Raw genomic sequence first — 18,898 nt, 5'->3', positions numbered from 1 at the left:
GTCCGATCGTACCTAAAATCCCCCAGAAACGCTGGGGACTCATATTGATCAAAGCACAGCGAGGCTTCGGTAATTCGCCGAGACGTATGGAATCCATAACGCTTCAAATTCACTCGGATGGCCATTGGCACGACGCACTGGTGGTCAGCTTCGATTCGCCTAAAGATAGCCTGCGCAGCCGGTGCATCACTCACTACCTGCCTGAATACCTTGCGGATCAGTACATTCAACTGGGTACGGTAAAAGCGCCTGCCGTCAGTGTGAATTTCCCACTGGAGTGGGATATCCGGCGTGAACTTGCCCCAGCTTTTCTGCGCGATATCATCCCGGTCGGTTCGGGGCGTCGGCACTTGTTGTCGAGAGTGGTAGTACCACCAGGGATGTCGATTGATCTCTTTCTGCTGCAGCAATTCGCTGCTGCTCCCATTGGGCATATGCGTATAAAAAGTGCGGCCGGAGCGCTGTGTTCCGCACAAAAATTGACTGGTGGATTTAACCGAGACGAGGTTGTTCAGGGATGTATGGGTTTTCTCGACCAGGCCAGGGAATCGGGAATGGCGATAAGCGGTGCCCTGGGCGCTGGCGGCGAAGCTCCAAAGATGCTGCTGGTCGAAGATGCGTCGGGGCAGCTTTATCCTGAGGGGGCGCTACGCGACGCTGATGTGTGCCAACACTGGTTTGTTAAGTTTCCGCGTAACACCGCAACTCAATTAGATCGCGACATCCTACATAGCGAATACTGCTTTTACCGCGCGCTGGGCGAGCTGGGGATCGACACGATCGCCGCCGATGGTCTGACCCACGAAGCAGTGAAAGTACCTAGCATTTGGATGCAAAGATTTGATCGCAAGGTCTCTACGGAGGGAGTGGAGCGCATCGCAGTAGAGTCGATGTACTCATTATGTGGCGTCAGCGACCGAGGTAGTTGTTTGAATCATTTCGATGTCGTGGATCGGCTAGCGAAAACATGGATTGCCGCTGGCCAGGAATCTGAAATGCCGGACATGATTAGCGAATACCTGCGGCGGGATTTGATAAATCTGATCGTCGGAAACACGGACAACCATGGCGGAAACCTCTCGATCCTTCGGAGTAAAGAGCGAGTGAGCTTTGCACCCATTTACGATCTTGCTCCCATGGTGCTGGATGTTGAAGGCATTGTGCGGATTACCCGGTGGTCAACACAAATAGAGCGTTTAGGTTCGGTCGATTGGGGGGCTGTGTGTGCTCGTTTCGCGCATAGGGCAGATCCGGAATGGCTGTTCGATCGCTTACAGGCGGATGCTCGGTTGCTGCTGGCGTTGCCGGATTTGCTACAGGATCTAGAGCTGCCCCAGGAAGCTTGGCGCTCGCCGATGATTCCGTTGAGTCGTCTGGAAGATACGTTTCGTAGTTGGAAGTTGTTGTGATTGATCCACTTTCAGGTACGCCGAATGATCACCTCCGATACAGTCGGTTTTCAGAGGATGCAAATGACAGTTGAGGTCGAATGCAAAAGGGCGGCTAAGTCAGTGCAATTATCCTGATTGAGCACCTGTCCACGTTGCATCATATTCACGACACAAGCCATCAAATAAAGGGAGGAGAAGAAACCTATGACTGAAAATTTATTGCCTATCTTGCGTGAACGCCACCCGGAGTTTTTTCCAGCGCTCCGCTTCGTGAAATTGGGTGTTTGCCAGGATGGCTGAATTTAATCGATGAGCTCTGTCGTGCGCTGAAAACTCACTTGAATGCGCACCCCGAGGTGCCTCAAATACAGGTGCGTCAGGTGAAGGAGAAGTTTGGCGGATTGCGCTTCTACTATTCTGGCGGTGATTCGGCGTGCCGTGAAATGGTTACTGCTGCAGAAGAACGGTCGATGTCGACCTGCGAGGTGTGCGGGCAGACCGGGACTTTAGGAGGCGAACGCTGGTTGAGTGTACGTTGTTCTGACCACACCAATTGGTCACCCTCAGACGAGGGTAGATGAAATCATAGGTAGCCAGCCATCCCCCATGAGAACAGACATCTGGGCCGCTTTGCATGTGTCTTCGCCAGGCTCTGAACTTCACGACTTACCTCGTCGGCAGATTTCTCATTCTTCATTTCAAGCTCTGGCAGACCTGCTGTGTCTGGATGAAGAAACGCTTGGTATGTACCTGGGGATATCGGCTGAAACGTTGATGAAGAGGGCGAAGAAAGGGTTTTTCTCAGTACGCGAAAGCACGCGCCTTGATTCGTTGATTGGTGTTGTACAGTCATCCGCTGAGCTGTTTGAGGGCGATGTCCAGGCGGCAGCTGCTTTCTTGCGTTCGCCATCGCGCGCTTTCAATTCGAAGGCACCGCTGGAGATGCTTGATGCAGGGGGCGACGCTGGTGCCGTTATTGATTTGATCGGCCGGCTTGAGCACGGGATCGTAGTCTGAATGCATCGCTTTTTAATGGGTGAAGATCACGGTGTAGGGACGCGGAGCGCTTCCTTGGACGGAGATCAAGACGTTATCCAGATGCTGGAATTGTTGGAGGCTGACATTCGACACCGTCCCGACCCGAAGCAGACGTCGAGTGCCATAGCTTTATGCCGCTCAGAGAACGATTTCGCACCGTGCTTCAGCGGCCTGTACTCGTAATGTCAGACCAGACTCGAAGCGCATGACAAGGTGATGATCTGGTTTGATGTTATCCGTGAGGTAGAAGGTTTTTGTCTCCGCGTCGGGCTCCACCGCTCCAATCGAATGAAGAACACTATCGTCGCCGTCAACTGGGTTTTCATCCCGCCCACTCGCTGAAAAGTACTCAACCTCAAGGAAGCTGATAGTAATCTTGCGCGCCTCTTCGGTCGGCACCCAAGCTTCACTCCGTCGAGTAAAGCTAAGTACAACCGACCGATTCAAGATGTCGTAATTGATGGCGTTGGCTTGGTAGAAGTTATGCAGATCGTACGCACGGTCGTGAATCTCAACCTCGATATGCCCGAACACGAAACCATGGAATTGCATGGGTTAGCCCTTATGATCTAACGATAGGCGTTCATCGTACTGCACCGTCGCAATGGCCGCTTCTGGCCGATTGCTGTCTGTCTTGAAGGACTGTATTTGATCTAGCGTGTGAGCTGTCACTGTCTGAAATCAGTGCTTTTTTCAGAGCATATGGCGATTGGCGCACCGCGTTGAAGCATGCGGCCTTCCGGGCCAGGCAAGCAGATTGCTGTCGACTGCAGGACATCCTTCGATAAGTATTAATGGTTAGCCTGCTTATGACTTGGCTTGGTATTTGCTATTGACTTGCCATCCGAATGTCGCGGTTGGAGAGACAGATGTCGCTTTCAAGTAATTTTATGCAGTTATCTTCTGGTGAGAAGCACTGGTTACCTTGGTTCGGCAAAACTGGGAAATTTGCGATGGGGTGGTCATGCCGACTCAATCAGTCGACTTACCCGGTGATCGAACAAGCATTTGAATCCATTGCGCAGACGCGCATGCAGTTGCTGCAAAACTGGACGCGCGAGCAATGGGAACACTTGGCTGAACTGGCGGAAAATCTCGGTCGGGATTTTGCCCATATCGACAGTAGTTCGCTGATAGAAAAGCTCAGCCAAGCCGAAGATTTTTCCGAGTTGTTTGTTCTGGGTGTCGACGGCGTGGTCATCGCTTCCAGCTGGAACGGACGCGGTAAAAATCAGCTTGAGAAAACCCGTGCCCTGGCCGAAGGGTTGAAGGCACCGTTTCTTCACGGCCCTTACAGCGATCCATTGACCTTGCAAATCGGCCCATCGACTTCACGCTTTCACGATGAAGTCACGTTGATGTTCTATCAACCTTTGAAGGTCAATGGAAAAGTTTTGGGCTGCCTTTGCGGTCGTGTGCCAAACGATGTGTTGGGAGATCTTATCCAGCGCGAGGCCGGGCACATCTATGCCGAGTCGGGCGACAATTATTTGTTCATGGCGCAATCACGCTTTGATCTAGCGATCGCGCCGGGAACCGCGTTGTCGCGTTCACGTTTCGAGGACGGTACATTCACCCACGGCGAAAATCTGAAAAGTGGCGTACACACGCCCTATAACACTGTGCAGATTCAACGGCACACTGAGTTGGAACTGCGCTTCACAGACCCGGCTACCCAGGAGTTGCACCCAGGTGTGCGCGAAACCATCCGCATGGGCTCCAACCTGTTTGTGACTTATCCGGGTTACTCGGACTATCGGCACATTCCGGTGGTCGGCAAGGGGGTTACGTTCCAGTTGCCAGGATCACCTGATCGCTGGGGAATGATGTGTGAGGCCGATCTAGAGGAGGTTTACCGCCGACGTTCTCTCAGCTACAGCTTGATGAAGCCTTATCTCGCAACCATGACAGGGCTTTTTGCTTGCAACTTTACGATTCAGCATTACAGCGGCTTGGCACAAGTTCTAATCGATACCGTGGAGGTTGTGGGCGTGGTCTGCGCCGCTGCGCTGTTCAGCCTATTGGGGCCTAAACGACTTGCGCAAAGATTAAGCGAGATGACGGGTGTGATCAGGACCATCGCCGAAGGCGAGGGCAACCTACGTCAGCGACTGGATACCACGCGCATGACCAACGACGAGACAGGTGACATGGGGCGCTGGATCAACAGCTTCATCGATAATCTGGACTCGGTTGTTGGCCAAGTGGTAAAGGCCAGTCGCACCGTTGGCGCCACCAATCAGATGATGTTGGGGCGCAGCCAGGAAGCCGGCGTCACCTCAGCCGAGGTGGCCGAAGCGGTGCATCGCATGATGATCATCGTTGAAGACCAATTGGGTGAGATCCAGCAAGCCTCTGCCAGCGCCGAACAGATGAAGCAGGCGATGGACGAAGTCGTTACCCGTGCTCGCGAGCAGTTTCTCGCCGTGCAGACAGGTACCCAGTCGATTCGGGATGTGGTTGAGCGCTCTTCTTCAAGCGTGCAGTTGCTCGACAGCCGCATGACACAAATCGGCAATATCACCGGCCTGATCAGTGACATCACCAACCAGACAAACTTGCTGGCACTCAATGCCGCCATTGAGGCCGCGCGCGCAGGCGAACATGGGCGAGGCTTTGCTGTGGTCGCCGATGAGGTACGCAGCCTCGCCTCACGCACCTCTCGGGCCGCCGACGACATTCGGCAGATGGTTGAGGGCTTGCAGAGTGAAACGCAAAACGCCGTCAGTTTCATGAAGGAGGGTGTCAAAGATGTCGATAACAGCCTGCGTCTGGCCGAAGATGCTTCCTCGGAAAACGTGCAGTTGCATCAAGCGGTGGAAAGTATGTTTGCGATAATTCAGCAGCTCAACAGGCGTAGCCTCGACTACGGCAAGACAATCAAGCAGGTCGACCAGTCTTCAGCAGAAATGCGTCAGACGGTGGTGGTGTTGCAAGGCAGTGCCGAGACCGTGAGGCTCAATGCCAACAAACTGCAAAAACTGGTGGGGCAGTTTGAGGTGAGTAAACACAACGGACGGGTGGAGGCTGCTTAGAAAGCAAGTGAGGGCGGACAGATCATGACGGTTGCCCGCAACGATTACTCGTGCGTGATCCAACCTGAACGAAGCGTTCTCGAGAGCATTCTGCACTGGCGTCGATCTGATGCGTGAAATGACAGTGTCGCTGGCCTTGCGTCATTCGGGTCGATGCCGTGTTTTTCTCTAAAATTAAAGTTGACGTCGTGATGATCCTACTTCTGGTCAGCCCTGAACCTAAAAAGAGTGCTGCGCCTCGACACCCAATTGAATAGTAGCTGTTGGCCGCTCTCTGCCGGTCATGGTTACAAAGCCTCAATGTGTCGGCGTTCAGAGCGGATGCAAATGACGGATGAGGTCGAATGCAAAGGGTGGACAAGTCAGTGCAATTACCCCGTCCACCTTCCTCATCGCGACGACTCTCGTCGCCGTCGTGAACCATAAAAAATTATGAGAGACGGTGAGCCGCCAAGTGCTCCATGTCTCGAACCCAGCCCCTCAAAAATCGGCGCCAATCATGCGCATAGCTTCCTTCCGAAAAACGTTCGGCGAGTGCATTGGCAGCTTCGAATCTCGTTCGCCAAACTTCCTGAATGTGCTGGTCTAGAACAATCACGAAATGGTGGCCGTCGCTGCTTACGTACGGCGTTTCCGGTACAGAATTTCTCAACTCTTCAATCGTCATGATCGGAGCTTCCCTATGAGGTTGTTCGAGATCCTGCCGATCGATTTCATCGAGAATGCTCAGGTGAGGTTTTGCGCGTTCATCACCGGGTCGCAATCCCTCCAGATCCCATAAAGCCGCACGTCTAGCACGCTCGCGCTGCCACAGGCTTTTCAAGTCGACCGTCATCAGTGTTTCCTTAATACATCCAATTCTGCGCTAACGCTGATCTGTAGGAGTGAACTCAAGCTCATCCACCATCTTCCTGGACGACCAAGGCGTTTCAACAGCACATGTAATTGTACGCTGTCGGACGTTTAGTTCGGAATGCGCTCATCGCACACCCTTCGAGCAAAACGAGTATGGGGGGGTCGTGAAGCCTTGCTTGGCAGTGTCAACAAAAATATATTTTTAGAGCCCCCCTTGAAATTTTTTTCAGCGACGGATCTTTATTATTTGAGAGCAACATAAAAGCGGAGATCTCAGCGCTCCTCCTTTCACCGAACCTGAAGGGTAATCGGTGTTGTTTTTTGCTTTTGCGGTGCTTCTGTTTCTGTCCTTTTTTTGCGATGAGTCCTTCTTACGCTGATGTACGACTGCCCTCTGGGCATAGCAAAATCGCCCCTTCGCGGCGTAAGCCGCTGCTTTCCAGTTTGATGTCAAACAACGAGTAATTTTTTTAAAAAATACTCGAGCCGGACAACTTTTACATCGGGAGAAGTCCGCATAGGAACTGGAGAGATCAGATGGAACAAGAACTGGAGTTAGAGGTTTGGCGCCTGGCACAGCAGACATGTGACACGGCGGCGTTTGTGCGATTGATTGAAAAGGCGGTCGACAGTTTCAAGAGAAGTCCTGGTTACGATCCTCTTCTGCGGTTACACATCTCAGGGATTGGCGCGCAGAGCATCAGGGTGCTCCGTGACGTGATGACACGTCGTGATCTCTATGCAGGCCCATCTGCCAGCTACATCGAGCTCAGGTCTCGTCTGAAAAATCACCTGAGAAACCAGCTGCAATTTCACCTCGTGGGGGCGGGACAGTCTACCGAAAAAATGCAGGATGATCAGTTGGGGCGAGACTTGGGGCTATAGGGTGATGCGCGTTATCGAGTTCCCCGCTGGTCTAAATTTCTCGACCGAGATTGACCGCAAGCAGTCTTCGACGTTAACTGTATGGATATACAGTTTAGGCGTAAGGCATCTTTCATGAGCGTGACCATCATCGGCCCGTTGGCACCGGGGGGAGTTCAGCTACCCTTTTACTCGTTCCGAGTCCCAGCCGGCTTCCCATCGCCTGCGGCTGATCACCTTGAGCAACACATCTCCATCGACGAGTTGTTGGACATCCGTGCACCGCACATTTATTTAGTGCGCATCGAGGGACGCAGCATGGAAGGCGCAGGGATTTTTGATGGTGATATGGCGGTGGTTGATCGCTCGATCACCGCTGAACACGGGCACATTGTCATTGCTGCAGTGAATTGCGAACCGGTCTGCAAGCGCCTCTGTAAGCGAGGGCCCAACATCATCCTCATGTCAGAGAACTGTGGATTCCCACCTCGCTACATCCTCGAAGGCGATGAGTTGGTCATTTGGGGCGTTGTGACGTTTAGTGTGCGCGCCCATGATCCAAAAGCCTGATCCCGTCTTTGCACTGATCGACTGCAACAGCTTCTACGCAAGCTGCGAGCGGGTGTTCCGCCCTGACTTGGCCAAGACTCCCATCGTGGTGCTGTCGAACAACGATGGCTGCGTGATTGCTCGAAGCTACGATGCCAAACCTTTCGTGAAAATGGGCGAGCCGTACTTCCAAATCAAACACAAACTCAAGCAACACGGCATCGTAGCGTTCTCGTCCAACTACGCGTTGTATGGCGACATGAGTGAGCGCGTGATGAGCGTGATCGAGTCGCTTGTGCCGGCAGTTGAGGTTTACAGCATCGATGAGGCATTCGCAGATTTAGCCGGTGTGCCGGGGGATCTTGAGGCGCTTGGGCGGAGGATTCGCGCTCAGGTTTACCAACGCACGGGCATCCCGGTCGGCGTCGGTATCGCCGGCACGAAAACCCTCAGCAAACTCGCCAATCACTCAGCCAAAAAATGGCAGGCGCAGAGCGGTGGAGTCGTCGATCTTCGTGACCAGAACAAGCGCGATTGGGTGCTGAAGAAATGCTCGGTCTCGGATGTCTGGGGTGTCGGACGCAAAATGACTTTGCACCTCGAAGGGATGGGCATCAATACAGCTTGGGATCTTTCCAAAACCGATCCCTGGATGCTGCGTAAAAAATTCAGCGTGGTGATCGAGAAGACGGCCCGCGAGTTGGCCGGCACACCTTGCCTTGAGCTCGATGAACCTGACCCACCGAAGCAGGAGATCTGTTGCAGCCGCATGTTTGGCAAGCGCCTGACCGAGATTGCACCGATCAAAGAGGCCGTTGCGACCTACATGATGCGAGCCACGGAGAAGCTCCGGGGTCAGCAGTCGCTATGCAAGAAAGTTCGGGTGAGCATACGCACCGGCATGTTCAATCCAGAGGAAGCCAAATACGCCAATGGAGTCCTGGTCGAATTGCCGTACCCAACTGACGATGTCCGGTTGATGACAAAGGCTGCCGTGGACGCGGTAGATAGGGTTTTTCGACCGGGATTCAAGTACAGCAAAGCGGAAGTTCTCTTGGTCAACCTTTGTCAGAAAGGCGAGTACACCGATGACCTTTTTTCAATCTCGCAGCCGGTTGCCACCGAGAAAGTAATGGGTGTTTTGGATGCCATTAACGGTCGATGGGGTAGGGGGACTATGCGTCTTGCGAGTGTACCGACCGATCCGGATTGGCGGATGCGGCGGGAGATGATGAGCCAGAGCTTCACAACTCGCGTTGACCAGCTGTGGACTGTCTACAGTCGTTAGCTCTCCTCCTATTTCAATGCAGTATGCAGCAGTGCATTTGACGAGAATGGTGCAAAAGCTATTGTTCACTCCACACACACACACACACACACACACATGTGGAAGTTTAAAGGATGGCGCTATCCCCATTCAGGACTCACCGTCATCTTCTCCTGACGACGACTTCATCAACGGGGGAGCGGATGAGGGAGTTTGTTTTGTCGCTTTACAACGACAATCGATTTCTTTTTCGTGCCGCTTCGATACGTCATTTTGATGAAGTCCACATGGCGATTTTTCTAGAGCTTGCGCAATGGTTCAACGAGCATGGGCTCAATGATCCTGATTTCGTCAGTGTATGTGTGGATGTCATTAACCAGTGTGAAACCAAAGCTCGTTCAAATTATGCTGAGTTGATTGCATTACGCTCGGTAAGGCCTGCTCCGTCAGGCAAGGGAGCTGACGATCACGCGTTATCGTTGAAGGATTGTGAGGCACGGTACGAGATCGATCAGGAGAAAGGGTACATAGACTAATTCCTAGTATCGTTGGTCTGCAGGCTGCGTCATTGACGATTATCGATATCGAGTAAGCGATACCACTCTGCGTAAGGCGTATTGATGACGGCATGTCTATTGAAGTCTGGGGTTCCGTCTTCCCACCAGACCGGCCCCCGTTCCCCGAGCGCAACCTTTGCCGTCTGTACTTGCATCCTGGCCAACCTCAGCTGTCCATCATCACCTGACGCCTTCGCAGTCTTTACTTGCCGTCGTGCTTCCATCAGTTTGTGGATTAGGTGCTGCCGCGCGTCTTCAGTCAGCAACGGATTGCTGCAGCGCCACAGTTGCCCTTTGACTACAAAGTAGCGGCCGTCAGGTGTCGTCGGATTCATTCAATGCTCTAGGCAAGATTGTCATTGAAAGGCTCATGATTCCTCCGCTTGCGGTTTCCTTGTATCGCTTACAGATGACCATGTACCAACAGCGTGATTCAAATTATCCATTCAAGGTTAGATATGAGGTCTACCTCTAATTCAAAATCTTTAGTTTTGGTGTAATGTTAGGAAACTATTCACGTAGAGATCCCTCATGTCTAAACTCGCCGAATTTCGTCAGCTCGAACGACACTTAGCCGAGCAGTTGCAAGCCCTCGAAGCTCTCAAGGGTGATGCTGGTCTCAAGCAAGAAATTGAATTTGAGACAAAACTTAGAGCCCTGCTTGCCAAATATGGGTACAGCTTAAAAGACGTCGTCAATCTGCTCGACCCGCAAGCTAGTCGTCGCGCTCCTGCAGCCCCGTCGCAATCGGGTACACGTAAACCACGGCAAGTGAAGGTCTACAAAAACCCAGAGTCTGGCGAAGTCGTGGAAACCAAAGGCGGCAATCACAAGACGCTGAAAGAGTGGAAAGCGAAATACGGCTCCGACAAAGTCGAGTCCTGGCTGACCAAGTGATGTTGGTTTGAGTACAAAAGGGCCTTTGATGGCCCTTTTTTGGTTCAACTTTTACTGCGCCGGCTTCAAACCGGCAGGCGGAATTGCTTGCGCAAGCTTTTATCAAAAATCCCTGCTGGGGCAAAACGGCGCAGTATGCTGATTTGTCGTGCTGCCTTGCCGGCAGTGTAGCGATGCTTAGGGCGGGCATCGGTCGCCGCTTTCACTACAACAGCCGCCACGACTTCTGGAAGGTCGGCTTTCGGCATCACTTCGCCTAGCAGTGCCCTGAACCCGGCTCGAGCCTGATCGTACTCCTTCAATTGCGAGTCCGGATCAATGCCGTTTTGATCGAAGACGGTACGCACGAATGCCGGCTCGATGACCGAGACTCGAATGTTGAAAGCTCGAACCTCGTGATCGAGAGATTCCGAATAGCCCTCTAAAGCGTGCTTGACCGCCGAATAATGAGCGGAGTAGGGCGCGGGTACTAATCCCAAAATAGATCCGATATTGATGATGCGCCCTTGGCCACGTTGCCGCATCGACGGTAACACCGCATTCGTCATGCGGATTACACCGAACAGATTGACATCGAACAGTGCCTGCACCTGCGAGATCGAGAACTCCTCAGCGCCGCCAAGCAGGCCGACCCCGGCATTATTGACCAAAAGGTCGATCCGCCCGGTTTGCGCGAGTACAGTTGAAACGAGAGCACTGACAGAGTCACCATCTGTCACATCGCAAGTGAGCATTGACACCTGCGTTGGACTGTCGCCGGCCTTGCGGCTCGTGCCAAACACCGTATATCCCACTCGCACCAGAGCCTCGGCAGTCGCGCGTCCAATCCCAGATGATGCACCTGTCACTATCGCGGTTCTTTCGGAAAATGTACTCATTTGGTACTCCAGTGCTCAAAAGGCTAGATGCAAACGATTTTGTAATGTAGACAGCATAATATTACGACCATAATACTGCGATAGTAAAATGGAAGTAGTGCCCGCAATCAATAATCACGCCGGGCTGATGAGCAAGTTCTGTTATCAATTCCTTCAATCAATGGTCGTTGACGCGACTATTAGCCATTGGTTGTATTGGAGGTTGCGTAATAATCGGCCAGTAGATGATCAACGTTCAGTCTGGTGGACGAGCCTGATTATCTACACAAAGCACGTTGGGGGGCCGCTGGTGAGCCTGATGATCTTGCGGGGGCGACTGGCTGGTTCGTAAAGGTGGCGGCTGTGATCGCCGTGATTATCATGGTGACGACAGCGCCTCCAACTGAGCCTCCATTAGCAATCTCAAGGAGTACCCTCTTTCAAACAACGTGATGACTTCACTCCATCGACGAAAAGAGCACGTGTTGACCCGTTGGGGGATTAGCCGACTGAGAAGGTTGAAGAAAAGCGAAATCTTCAATTCGCTCAACTTCAGACTTCAGTTCCCGTGTCGCGGAACGTTCGTCGACGACACACAATCTGTCCTGGAGTCCAGCGGGAAGTAGCCGTAGTAGCTAAGGTCAGCATGAGGCTGCAAACGAACCGAGAATACCGGCAAGTTCAGCCGCCAAATGCTGTAATTCAGCGGTTACTGTAAGGGTGATATCGATGCCGGGAGCGGGTATTCATCGGCGTTAAGTACCCAACCTTCCTTCAAAGAAAAGTCGATCCTGGGAGGCGAAAAAATGTCTACCAGCTGATTCCGCCCATCGACCATGCCTTGCGATGTGTGAATCGCTGGCGGTGGAATAACCGCGAGAGATGGAGAGGCACAGAACTCGTGGTCGTCCGCACGCCAGGTGTTCAAGTCTGAGTTCCATGGCCAGCGCACGTGGTGAGTAAACGTGCCCTCCAACGCAAGTGATCCTTGCTCAAAGGTGTCGTGATGATGCGGCGACAGCTTGGTCGTGTCCCGTGGCCCTATCTGTACGGGCAGCACGTTGATCATAAAGGTCGAACAACGCCAGATTCGACCAAATCTCCCAGGCTCGTCAGCTACGTCAAGGCTGTACTGCCTTACTCTGTGGCCAGTTGGCGGTTCCGGCCATTCCTCAAACGGAGGGATGTTCGCGTGCTGAGTTTTGTACGCTTCGGAGTTCACGCAAAGATCGCAAACATCGCCGTTCTGGGTCGTGATCATCAGCGTAAGACGACCTCCATCTTGTAAGCGGATGGAACTTGGGCCAGCAGGCACGAATGCTATAGAACCACCTTTCACCTGGGTCTGGACGCCTTCCCAAGTGATTACGAAAGGTACTTCGGCATCTAGGGACAGAACGGCATATTCGTCCACCTGATTTAGTCGCTGGATCTCACCACCCGGTTTTGCATTGACTTGGCCCACTACGAAGTTTTGACCGCGTGCGTACCAAACCTCCACGAGCTCCTGAGCGACAGAGGGGGGCGTAGCATAGAATCGAGCATACTGAGCTGGGTACGATTCTACCGCTTGTGCTTGACCGTACGCGGCGAGGCTTGCTCTGGGATCATTGGACTGGCCCATGTTGGCTCCTATTGTATGAGTTAGGTTCTGGCAGAGTCAGAGTTGGTGAACGCGCTAAGCGCGTTAGCGGCAGCCGTCCGAAGAAACCCTTGGTCAGACGAAATGACGAAGGCTCCTACGCCTTGAGCGTAAAACTCTGCCGCCTCCTGCGGTGCTGCGGCCAAAAGGAACACTGTTTTTCCAGCTTTAGTGGCGGCACTGATTACCTTGGAAGTAGCCTCTCGTACGACTGGTGCACCTGGTTGCCGATCATTGAGAGCAACCGCCATATCTCCACGCCCGATGAACACAGCGTCTAGGCCATCCACACCAAGAATTTCGTCGATGTTGGATACGGCCTCTGGATCTTCAATCATGCCTATCACGATGACTTCGTCATCAGCTTGATCAACGTGCTGCCATATTGTTCTCTGTCCGTAGCCGCCTGCGCGAGGCGAGTTCGAAAAGCCACGCCCCTTGCTATAACGACTCGCAGCCACCAACGCTTGCGCTTTTTCCACCGAATTTATATGTGGGGCTATGACGCCGGCAGCACCAGAATCAAGCGGAGACAGGATGTGACTTGCGGATGTCTCGGCAACCCTAACTAACGCCGCGACTCCGCTGGCTTTCGCTGCCAGCAGCAGATGATCAATGGTTTCTCTATCAAGCGGTGCATGCTCTGCATCGATAATCACAAAGTCGAAGCCTAGATCCCCGAAGATTTCAATCGCCTGGGGGGAGGGGGATTTAACGAACGTGCCTAGCAATGCGCGACTTGGAGCCCTCAGGCGTTGCCTAAAACTTGCGTTGATGGAGTTCATACGTAGGTCGCCTTGGTAAGTGTCTGAGCCGTCGTCTAGCTTCGGTCTAGTGCCCGTATTGCTTGAATTCAGTATTACAAGGAAGCATGTGAGCTGCCCTGTAGCGCTGAACTAGCTTGCAGTCAAAAAACGGAGTGCAGCGGCCATAAAATCCTTGTCCTCAGGCAGATGCAGATGGTCGATGCCGGACAGGATTTGCACCGATGACTGCGTAATGGAATCAGCCAGCAGATCAACGGGGAATGCGACCGTGTCTGCGTCGCCAGAGACGAGAAGCACAGGGCACTCCACCGTCCGAAGCTGTTCGGGAGTCAGGACAGGGTTAGGCTTTCGCCTTAAGCATGCGGCAATCGCGAGTGGATCATTCCCCGCAGAAACACCATAACGGGCGAGCATTTTTGCCACCGGCGGGGAATCATCTGGAATACCCTCTTCAAGGCACTGGGCAACGACTGCGCCTAGTGCTTCTGGTGCATACACGTTCCCGCCCAATCCGCCGAGGACAAGCGCAGCAAATCGTCCTGGCTGCCTTGCTTCAATCTCCAGCAATACCTTGCAGCCCAGCGAGTACCCGATTCCCAATAGAACCTTGTCGTCGGGCAGTTGGGCTATGACCTCACTCGCTAAATCTGCATATCGTGCAGGATCATGAGAGCGGAGGGCGTCCCCATGTCCGGGCAGGTCGATACCGACTGGATCGAATCCAGCGTTACGAAGCAGGTCAAACCACCCGTTTGAGTTCCAAACGGATTGGGTAGATCCGCCCCAACCGTGGATGAGGACAACAGATTTACGATCAATCAGTTTAGACATGGAAGGTGTCCTTTAAGCGCTCAATGGGTAACGCCTCAAATCACGAGTAGACCGGAGGCAGTTCCTCAGAAATTAGTGTGACGCTGCGTCCCATCCTTCAGAGCCGATACCGCGACCTATTCCCAAGCGGCGCTCAGCTGATCGCAATGTGTTTTCGATCAGCATTGTCACCGTCATCGGGCCCACTCCACCTGGTACAGGTGTTAACCAGGAAGCGCGTTCTTTCACCGAAGCAAAATCGACGTCGCCGACAATGCTCCCGTCAGGCAACTTGTTAATGCCTACGTCAATAACTATTGCATCGCGCTTGACCAACTGGCCGGTGATGAGCCCTGGCACGCCTGCCGCCACGATAAGGATGTCTGCCAAGATAGTGTGCTGGGCTAGATCGCGGGTTTTGGCATGACACACCGTAACCGTGGCTTCTTTTTGAAGGAGCATAAGTGCCATGGGCTTTCCAACGATGTTCGAAGCACCTACAACGACAACATTTTTACCTGCCACATCAATCCCGGTGGTATCCAGCAGCAGCTGAACGCCATAGGGTGTGCAGGGTGGGAAAATGCTGTTGCCGACAACCAGACTGCCGACATTATAAAGATGAAAACCATCAACATCCTTGTCCACGGCAATTGATTCTAAGATCTTGCGCATGTCAATGTGAGGCGGCAAAGGCAGTTGAACGAGTATGCCATGTACTTCGTCATCCTCGTTGAGACTTTCGATCAGCTCGAGCAACTTGTCTTGCGTAGTATCTGGAGGCAGCAGATGAGGAAATGACTTCAGGCCACAATCATCGCAGGCGTTAATCTTGTTTCTAACATAAACCCGAGATGCGGCATTATCCCCTAAAAGAATAACAGCTAGACCAGGACGAATACCCTGATCGACCAACTTGGAAACCCGAGCCCGGAACGCTACTCGCAGCTTCGATGATAACGCTTTGCCATCGATAATTTTGGCAGTCATTTTATTCTCCAACAAACAGCAGGCAGGTGAAAACTCCAACTAATGATCTGCCGCGACCTGCCTCTAATCGTGAGGATTAGGGACAGGCGCAGTATTCGCTTATAAGTCAGCTGCCTTGAAACACTATTGTCTTGTTGCCATCGACAAACACGCGGCGCTCGATGTGGTATTTCACCGCTGCTGCTAGAGCCATGCACTCATTATCACGACCTACCCGGACAAGCTCTTGCGGCTTAAAGCTGTGATCAACTCGTGTGACGACTTGATCGATGATGGGCCCTTCATCAAGATCAGAAGTAACGTAGTGCGCTGTGGCACCAATTTGTTTTACCCCTCGCTCGAAAGCTTGATGGTAAGGCATAGCGCCCTTGAAGCCAGGCAAGAAAGAGTGGTGAATGTTGATACACTTACCAGCTAACTCAGCGGTCAATTCATTGGAAAGGATTTGCATGTACCGAGCCAGGATCACCAACTCTGACTGCGTTTCAGCAACAATTTCAACAAGGCGTGCTTCCTGTTGAGCTTTGTTGTCTTTGTTCACTGGAAGATGGATAAAGCGAATACCTTCTCGCTCAGCCATAGGGCGCAGTTCCTGATGGTTCGAAACTACTGCAGTAATCTCCATGTTGAGATCACCTTTTCGGCGACGATATAGCAGATCATCCAGGCAGTGATCGAACTTCGATACCATGATCACAGTCTTCACTGGAAGGCTAGGGTCAAAGAAGTTCCATGACATACTCAGTCGCTCTGCAATATCTACGAAACCGTCTTTTAGCTCTTCAAGCTTGGGCGCAGCGACTTCAGGCTTAAACACAGCACGCATGAAAAAGCGTTCAGTGGATTCATCATCGAACTGCTCCAAGGAGCAGATGTAGCAATCGTTTTCCGCAAGATATGAGGTGACTGCTGCCACAATGCCTTTAGTCGCTTTGCAAGTAGCATTCAAAATATACGTCTTTTCGTTTTTTGGCTTATCTGGCGCAGCCATGATAATTCTCCACACGCATGATCATTAGTACGTAACGTTAACTCAAACACTTCAAGCATACTTCTGTCACAGCTTGGTCAGGTCGGCTCGGCGGGTGTCCTGCTTGTAAGGAGCACGTGCTACAGTGGCTCGGAGTTTAATTTGCGGTGCGCCTGGGTCTCCCCACAGAACCTCAACTTCGGTGCCTGGTTCGGCGTAAGCGACATCTATGAAGCTAAGCGCAAGAACTTTTCGGAAGTAGAGGCTATAACCAGGGTGGGTAGCGTGGCCCACGGTTTTCCCATCTTTGAGGATGAGATCAGTCCAAGCCATCTGATGCGGAATATCTGGGTATTCAAACTGACGATAGACTTCACCATCGCTGAATAGGGACGCGTGGACAGCCTTGACATCGTCGCTGTTAAACTCAAGAGTCACGACCTTGCGACGAGGAGTCTCCAGTTCAATCTCAAGCGCCTGGCGTCCGATAAAGTCGTGATCGAAGACAATATTTTTACCCCAGCCCATTTCAACAGGGCTGCGGTATAAGCCAGTGAGGTCATCACCGTCCCAACTTCCAGTGAATGCACCTGAAAAGTTGAATCGCAACACCGTCTCAAAAGGAGTGCCTCGCCAGGCGTCTGGCAGGTTTTTATCGTCCGCCATGAAGTCTAAATAAGCTTGTTGGCTGTTGTCGGAGAGCGCGTTGTAGAAATGCATGCTCCCAGTTGGATAGCAGGCTTCAAGATGGTTGATCATCAGGTTTCTAGCGCCTAAGCGGCGCATGCCGAACTCCGGTGCAAGCTCCATGACCGCCGCAACCAGTTCTTCTCGCTCGGTGATAGGCCCCTGCAATTCAAACCCAATTTCACCAGCCATGCCTTGGCGCAGGAAGGTCACCTCTAGGTTTTTAACCTTTCCCTTCTTTGTGTACATGAATTTGACATCTCTCAAGCTTTCGCCAGCAAGCTTTTCGCAAAGCCCCAATGCGTTGGGCCCGGAGATCTGCATTTTATAGCTGACTGGAAAGCTAGCTTCCGCGTTGTAGCCTTTCGATTTGAGGTGGTAATATACCCACTGGGGGGTGCCGCACTGATACTCAAAATCGTCTTCAGCGTGCCGGAACAGCACGCCTTCTGAAATTACTTTTCCGTCCTCATTGCATTGAATGCAATGTTTAGCCCGGTTAAGGGGCATATTGTCGAAGCTATTAGTCGACAGGTCGGTAAAAAGCTTCAGTGCGTCTGGGCCCTTGATCCGGATCTGAGGAACGAATGACCAGTCCCCCATGTAACAAGTGGTTTTCCAAGACATTTGTTCGTCCATCCACCCGGTGTACTCAGGAGTATTTCCTGTAGTGGTGGAGGCGTAATGAGGTACGACAGACGTGAAGGCGCGATAGTCAGAGGCTTTAGCCATGATCGGTAACTCCGGTTAATCTTATTTTAATGTGGTTTTCAAAACTAGAACGCGACTGAATTTCGGCCTTTCAATTGAAGCATTTGTCGCGCTTCTTCAGGCGTTGCAACTTCGAGCGATAATGCCTCGATGATGGTGCGAACTCTTTTTACCTGTGCTGCACTGGATGTGGCCAATTGACCAGGAGACTCCCAAAGAGAGTCTTCTAGGCCGACACGGACGTTTCCACCAATGGATGCAGATATAGCGGCAATAGGCATCTGACCCCGGCCTGCCCCTAGAACCGACCAAACATAGTCTTTTCCAAACAAGCGATCAGCCGTGCGCCGCATTTGCAAGATATCTTCCGCGTGGCCACCGATACCACCTCGAAGTCCGAATACGGACTGAATGAACAATGGAGGTTTCAGCAGTCCGCGCTCCAAAAAGTGCGCTGCGGTATACAAGTGCCCAATGTCATAGCATTCGATTTCGAACCGGGTTTGATTCTCGCTGCAGGATTGAAGAATATAGGCAATGTCTTTGAATGTGTTTTTGAAAACTCGATCATCGCTTCCGGCGAGGTAGGGTTCCTCCCAGTCATGCTTGAAATCCTTGAAGCGCCCTAGCATTTCATAGAGCCCAAAATTCATTGAGCCCATGTTGAGGGATGCGATTTCAGGCTTTAGCTGTAATGCAGGTTGCAGACGCTCTTCTACTGTCATCGTGGGTGAGCCGCCTGTTGTGATGTTGATGATCACATCAGACTTTTCTTTGATTTCAGGTACGAACTGGCGAAACAAACCTACGTCCTGCGACGGCCTTCCATCTGACGGATCACGAGCATGTAAATGTACGATTGCAGCACCAGCGTCAGCAGCTTCCAATGCTGCAGTCGCGATTTCAGCCGATGTAACGGGCAGATACGGTGACATCGACGGAGTGTGAATTGAACCCGTTACAGCACACGTGATAATAACTTTGTTTTTCATGCTAATCCCCTAGTTTAAC

19 protein-coding genes are annotated in these 18,898 nt (G+C 52.2%); 8 read left to right on the top strand and 11 right to left on the bottom strand.

Features of this window, described 5'->3' with window-relative positions:
- Positions 1-86: 86 nt before the first annotated feature.
- Positions 87-1,409: a type II toxin-antitoxin system HipA family toxin gene (locus tag ACYZT3_RS21580; RefSeq protein WP_462032408.1), complete on the top strand. Its 1,323-nt coding sequence runs from the start codon at positions 87-89 to the stop codon at positions 1,407-1,409.
- Positions 1,410-1,997: 588 nt separating this feature from the next.
- The gene (locus tag ACYZT3_RS21575; protein WP_462030719.1) at positions 1,998-2,408 is read left to right on the top strand and encodes an antitoxin Xre/MbcA/ParS toxin-binding domain-containing protein; all 411 of its coding nucleotides are present in this window, start codon (positions 1,998-2,000) and stop codon (positions 2,406-2,408) included.
- Positions 2,409-2,567: 159 nt separating this feature from the next.
- On the opposite strand, the gene ACYZT3_RS21570 is transcribed toward ACYZT3_RS21575, so the two are convergent.
- The gene (locus ACYZT3_RS21570; RefSeq protein ID WP_462030718.1) at positions 2,568-2,981 is read right to left on the bottom strand and encodes a hypothetical protein; all 414 of its coding nucleotides are present in this window, start codon (positions 2,979-2,981) and stop codon (positions 2,568-2,570) included.
- Positions 2,982-3,277: 296 nt separating this feature from the next.
- On the opposite strand from ACYZT3_RS21570, the gene ACYZT3_RS21565 reads away from it, so the two are divergent.
- Positions 3,278-5,464, top strand: coding sequence for a methyl-accepting chemotaxis protein (locus ACYZT3_RS21565; RefSeq protein WP_462030717.1), 2,187 nt, complete (start codon positions 3,278-3,280; stop codon positions 5,462-5,464).
- 430 nt (positions 5,465-5,894) lie between these two features.
- Here ACYZT3_RS21565 and ACYZT3_RS21560 read toward each other — a convergent pair whose 3' ends face one another.
- Positions 5,895-6,299, bottom strand: a complete 405-nt coding sequence (locus ACYZT3_RS21560; RefSeq protein ID WP_462030716.1) for a hypothetical protein — start codon at positions 6,297-6,299, stop codon at positions 5,895-5,897.
- A 557-nt stretch (positions 6,300-6,856) separates the two neighbouring features.
- Between ACYZT3_RS21560 and ACYZT3_RS21555 the strand changes: the two genes are divergently transcribed.
- The 4 genes from ACYZT3_RS21555 (at position 6,857) to ACYZT3_RS21540 (ending at position 9,535) form a co-directional block, all read left to right on the top strand.
- On the top strand, positions 6,857-7,204 hold the full coding sequence (locus ACYZT3_RS21555) for a hypothetical protein (RefSeq protein ID WP_462030715.1): 348 nt from the start codon (positions 6,857-6,859) through the stop codon (positions 7,202-7,204).
- 114 nt (positions 7,205-7,318) lie between these two features.
- Positions 7,319-7,753 (top strand): LexA family protein, encoded by a 435-nt coding sequence (locus ACYZT3_RS21550; RefSeq protein ID WP_462030714.1) that lies wholly within the window; start codon positions 7,319-7,321, stop codon positions 7,751-7,753.
- Positions 7,740-9,020 carry a translesion error-prone DNA polymerase V subunit UmuC gene (gene umuC, locus ACYZT3_RS21545; RefSeq protein WP_462032407.1) on the top strand — a complete coding sequence of 427 codons (1,281 nt, stop codon included), beginning with the start codon at positions 7,740-7,742 and terminating at the stop codon, positions 9,018-9,020. The genes ACYZT3_RS21550 and umuC overlap by 14 nt, the downstream gene beginning before the upstream one ends.
- Positions 9,021-9,217: 197 nt before the next feature.
- The gene (locus ACYZT3_RS21540; protein WP_462030713.1) at positions 9,218-9,535 is read left to right on the top strand and encodes a hypothetical protein; all 318 of its coding nucleotides are present in this window, start codon (positions 9,218-9,220) and stop codon (positions 9,533-9,535) included.
- A gap of 29 nt (positions 9,536-9,564) precedes the next feature.
- Here the strand turns inward: ACYZT3_RS21540 and ACYZT3_RS21535 are convergent, their stop codons facing one another.
- Positions 9,565-9,891: a hypothetical protein gene (locus ACYZT3_RS21535; RefSeq protein WP_462030712.1), complete on the bottom strand. Its 327-nt coding sequence runs from the start codon at positions 9,889-9,891 to the stop codon at positions 9,565-9,567.
- A gap of 196 nt (positions 9,892-10,087) precedes the next feature.
- Between ACYZT3_RS21535 and ACYZT3_RS21530 the strand changes: the two genes are divergently transcribed.
- The gene (locus ACYZT3_RS21530) at positions 10,088-10,453 is read left to right on the top strand and encodes a histone-like nucleoid-structuring protein, MvaT/MvaU family (RefSeq protein ID WP_462030711.1); all 366 of its coding nucleotides are present in this window, start codon (positions 10,088-10,090) and stop codon (positions 10,451-10,453) included.
- 65 nt (positions 10,454-10,518) lie between these two features.
- Here ACYZT3_RS21530 and ACYZT3_RS21525 read toward each other — a convergent pair whose 3' ends face one another.
- From ACYZT3_RS21525 to ACYZT3_RS21490, 8 genes are all read right to left on the bottom strand, one after another.
- Positions 10,519-11,331 (bottom strand): oxidoreductase, encoded by an 813-nt coding sequence (locus tag ACYZT3_RS21525; protein WP_462030710.1) that lies wholly within the window; start codon positions 11,329-11,331, stop codon positions 10,519-10,521.
- A 688-nt stretch (positions 11,332-12,019) separates the two neighbouring features.
- On the bottom strand, positions 12,020-12,934 hold the full coding sequence (locus ACYZT3_RS21520) for a cupin domain-containing protein (protein ID WP_462030709.1): 915 nt from the start codon (positions 12,932-12,934) through the stop codon (positions 12,020-12,022).
- A 20-nt stretch (positions 12,935-12,954) separates the two neighbouring features.
- The gene (locus ACYZT3_RS21515) at positions 12,955-13,737 is read right to left on the bottom strand and encodes an HpcH/HpaI aldolase family protein (RefSeq protein ID WP_462030708.1); all 783 of its coding nucleotides are present in this window, start codon (positions 13,735-13,737) and stop codon (positions 12,955-12,957) included.
- 111 nt (positions 13,738-13,848) lie between these two features.
- A complete protein-coding gene (locus ACYZT3_RS21510; RefSeq protein ID WP_462030707.1) occupies positions 13,849-14,550 on the bottom strand; it encodes an alpha/beta fold hydrolase in 702 nt (233 codons plus the stop codon).
- A 72-nt stretch (positions 14,551-14,622) separates the two neighbouring features.
- Positions 14,623-15,519 carry a bifunctional methylenetetrahydrofolate dehydrogenase/methenyltetrahydrofolate cyclohydrolase FolD gene (gene folD, locus ACYZT3_RS21505; RefSeq protein WP_462030706.1) on the bottom strand — a complete coding sequence of 299 codons (897 nt, stop codon included), beginning with the start codon at positions 15,517-15,519 and terminating at the stop codon, positions 14,623-14,625.
- A 106-nt stretch (positions 15,520-15,625) separates the two neighbouring features.
- Positions 15,626-16,510, bottom strand: a complete 885-nt coding sequence (purU, locus tag ACYZT3_RS21500; protein WP_462030705.1) for a formyltetrahydrofolate deformylase — start codon at positions 16,508-16,510, stop codon at positions 15,626-15,628.
- Between the two features lie 66 nt (positions 16,511-16,576).
- The gene (locus ACYZT3_RS21495) at positions 16,577-17,908 is read right to left on the bottom strand and encodes a glycine cleavage T C-terminal barrel domain-containing protein (protein WP_462030704.1); all 1,332 of its coding nucleotides are present in this window, start codon (positions 17,906-17,908) and stop codon (positions 16,577-16,579) included.
- Positions 17,909-17,952: 44 nt separating this feature from the next.
- A complete protein-coding gene (locus ACYZT3_RS21490) occupies positions 17,953-18,879 on the bottom strand; it encodes a 3,5-dioxohexanoate:acetyl-CoA acetone transferase (protein WP_223507752.1) in 927 nt (308 codons plus the stop codon).
- Positions 18,880-18,898: the final 19 nt, after the last annotated feature.

It is taken from the genome of Pseudomonas sp. MDT1-16 (assembly GCF_054898115.1).
Note: the sequence above shows the minus strand (reverse complement) of the source record. Positions and strands in the feature narration are given on the sequence as shown.

What these genes read in the sequence shown, in the direction of transcription:
- ACYZT3_RS21580 (WP_462032408.1), top strand. Translation starts at nt 87, where the DNA reads ATGGAATCCATAACGCTTCAAATTCACTCGGATGGCCATTGGCACGAC.
- ACYZT3_RS21575 (WP_462030719.1), top strand. Translation starts at nt 1,998, where the DNA reads ATGAGAACAGACATCTGGGCCGCTTTGCATGTGTCTTCGCCAGGCTCT.
- ACYZT3_RS21570 (WP_462030718.1), bottom strand. Translation starts at nt 2,981, where the DNA reads ATGCAATTCCATGGTTTCGTGTTCGGGCATATCGAGGTTGAGATTCAC.
- ACYZT3_RS21565 (WP_462030717.1), top strand. Translation starts at nt 3,278, where the DNA reads ATGTCGCGGTTGGAGAGACAGATGTCGCTTTCAAGTAATTTTATGCAG.
- ACYZT3_RS21560 (WP_462030716.1), bottom strand. Translation starts at nt 6,299, where the DNA reads ATGACGGTCGACTTGAAAAGCCTGTGGCAGCGCGAGCGTGCTAGACGT.
- ACYZT3_RS21555 (WP_462030715.1), top strand. Translation starts at nt 6,857, where the DNA reads ATGGAACAAGAACTGGAGTTAGAGGTTTGGCGCCTGGCACAGCAGACA.
- ACYZT3_RS21550 (WP_462030714.1), top strand. Translation starts at nt 7,319, where the DNA reads ATGAGCGTGACCATCATCGGCCCGTTGGCACCGGGGGGAGTTCAGCTA.
- ACYZT3_RS21535 (WP_462030712.1), bottom strand. Translation starts at nt 9,891, where the DNA reads ATGAATCCGACGACACCTGACGGCCGCTACTTTGTAGTCAAAGGGCAA.
- ACYZT3_RS21530 (WP_462030711.1), top strand. Translation starts at nt 10,088, where the DNA reads ATGTCTAAACTCGCCGAATTTCGTCAGCTCGAACGACACTTAGCCGAG.
- ACYZT3_RS21525 (WP_462030710.1), bottom strand. Translation starts at nt 11,331, where the DNA reads ATGAGTACATTTTCCGAAAGAACCGCGATAGTGACAGGTGCATCATCT.
- ACYZT3_RS21520 (WP_462030709.1), bottom strand. Translation starts at nt 12,934, where the DNA reads ATGGGCCAGTCCAATGATCCCAGAGCAAGCCTCGCCGCGTACGGTCAA.
- ACYZT3_RS21515 (WP_462030708.1), bottom strand. Translation starts at nt 13,737, where the DNA reads ATGAACTCCATCAACGCAAGTTTTAGGCAACGCCTGAGGGCTCCAAGT.
- ACYZT3_RS21510 (WP_462030707.1), bottom strand. Translation starts at nt 14,550, where the DNA reads ATGTCTAAACTGATTGATCGTAAATCTGTTGTCCTCATCCACGGTTGG.
- folD (WP_462030706.1), bottom strand. Translation starts at nt 15,519, where the DNA reads ATGACTGCCAAAATTATCGATGGCAAAGCGTTATCATCGAAGCTGCGA.
- purU (WP_462030705.1), bottom strand. Translation starts at nt 16,510, where the DNA reads ATGGCTGCGCCAGATAAGCCAAAAAACGAAAAGACGTATATTTTGAAT.
- ACYZT3_RS21495 (WP_462030704.1), bottom strand. Translation starts at nt 17,908, where the DNA reads ATGGCTAAAGCCTCTGACTATCGCGCCTTCACGTCTGTCGTACCTCAT.
- ACYZT3_RS21490 (WP_223507752.1), bottom strand. Translation starts at nt 18,879, where the DNA reads ATGAAAAACAAAGTTATTATCACGTGTGCTGTAACGGGTTCAATTCAC.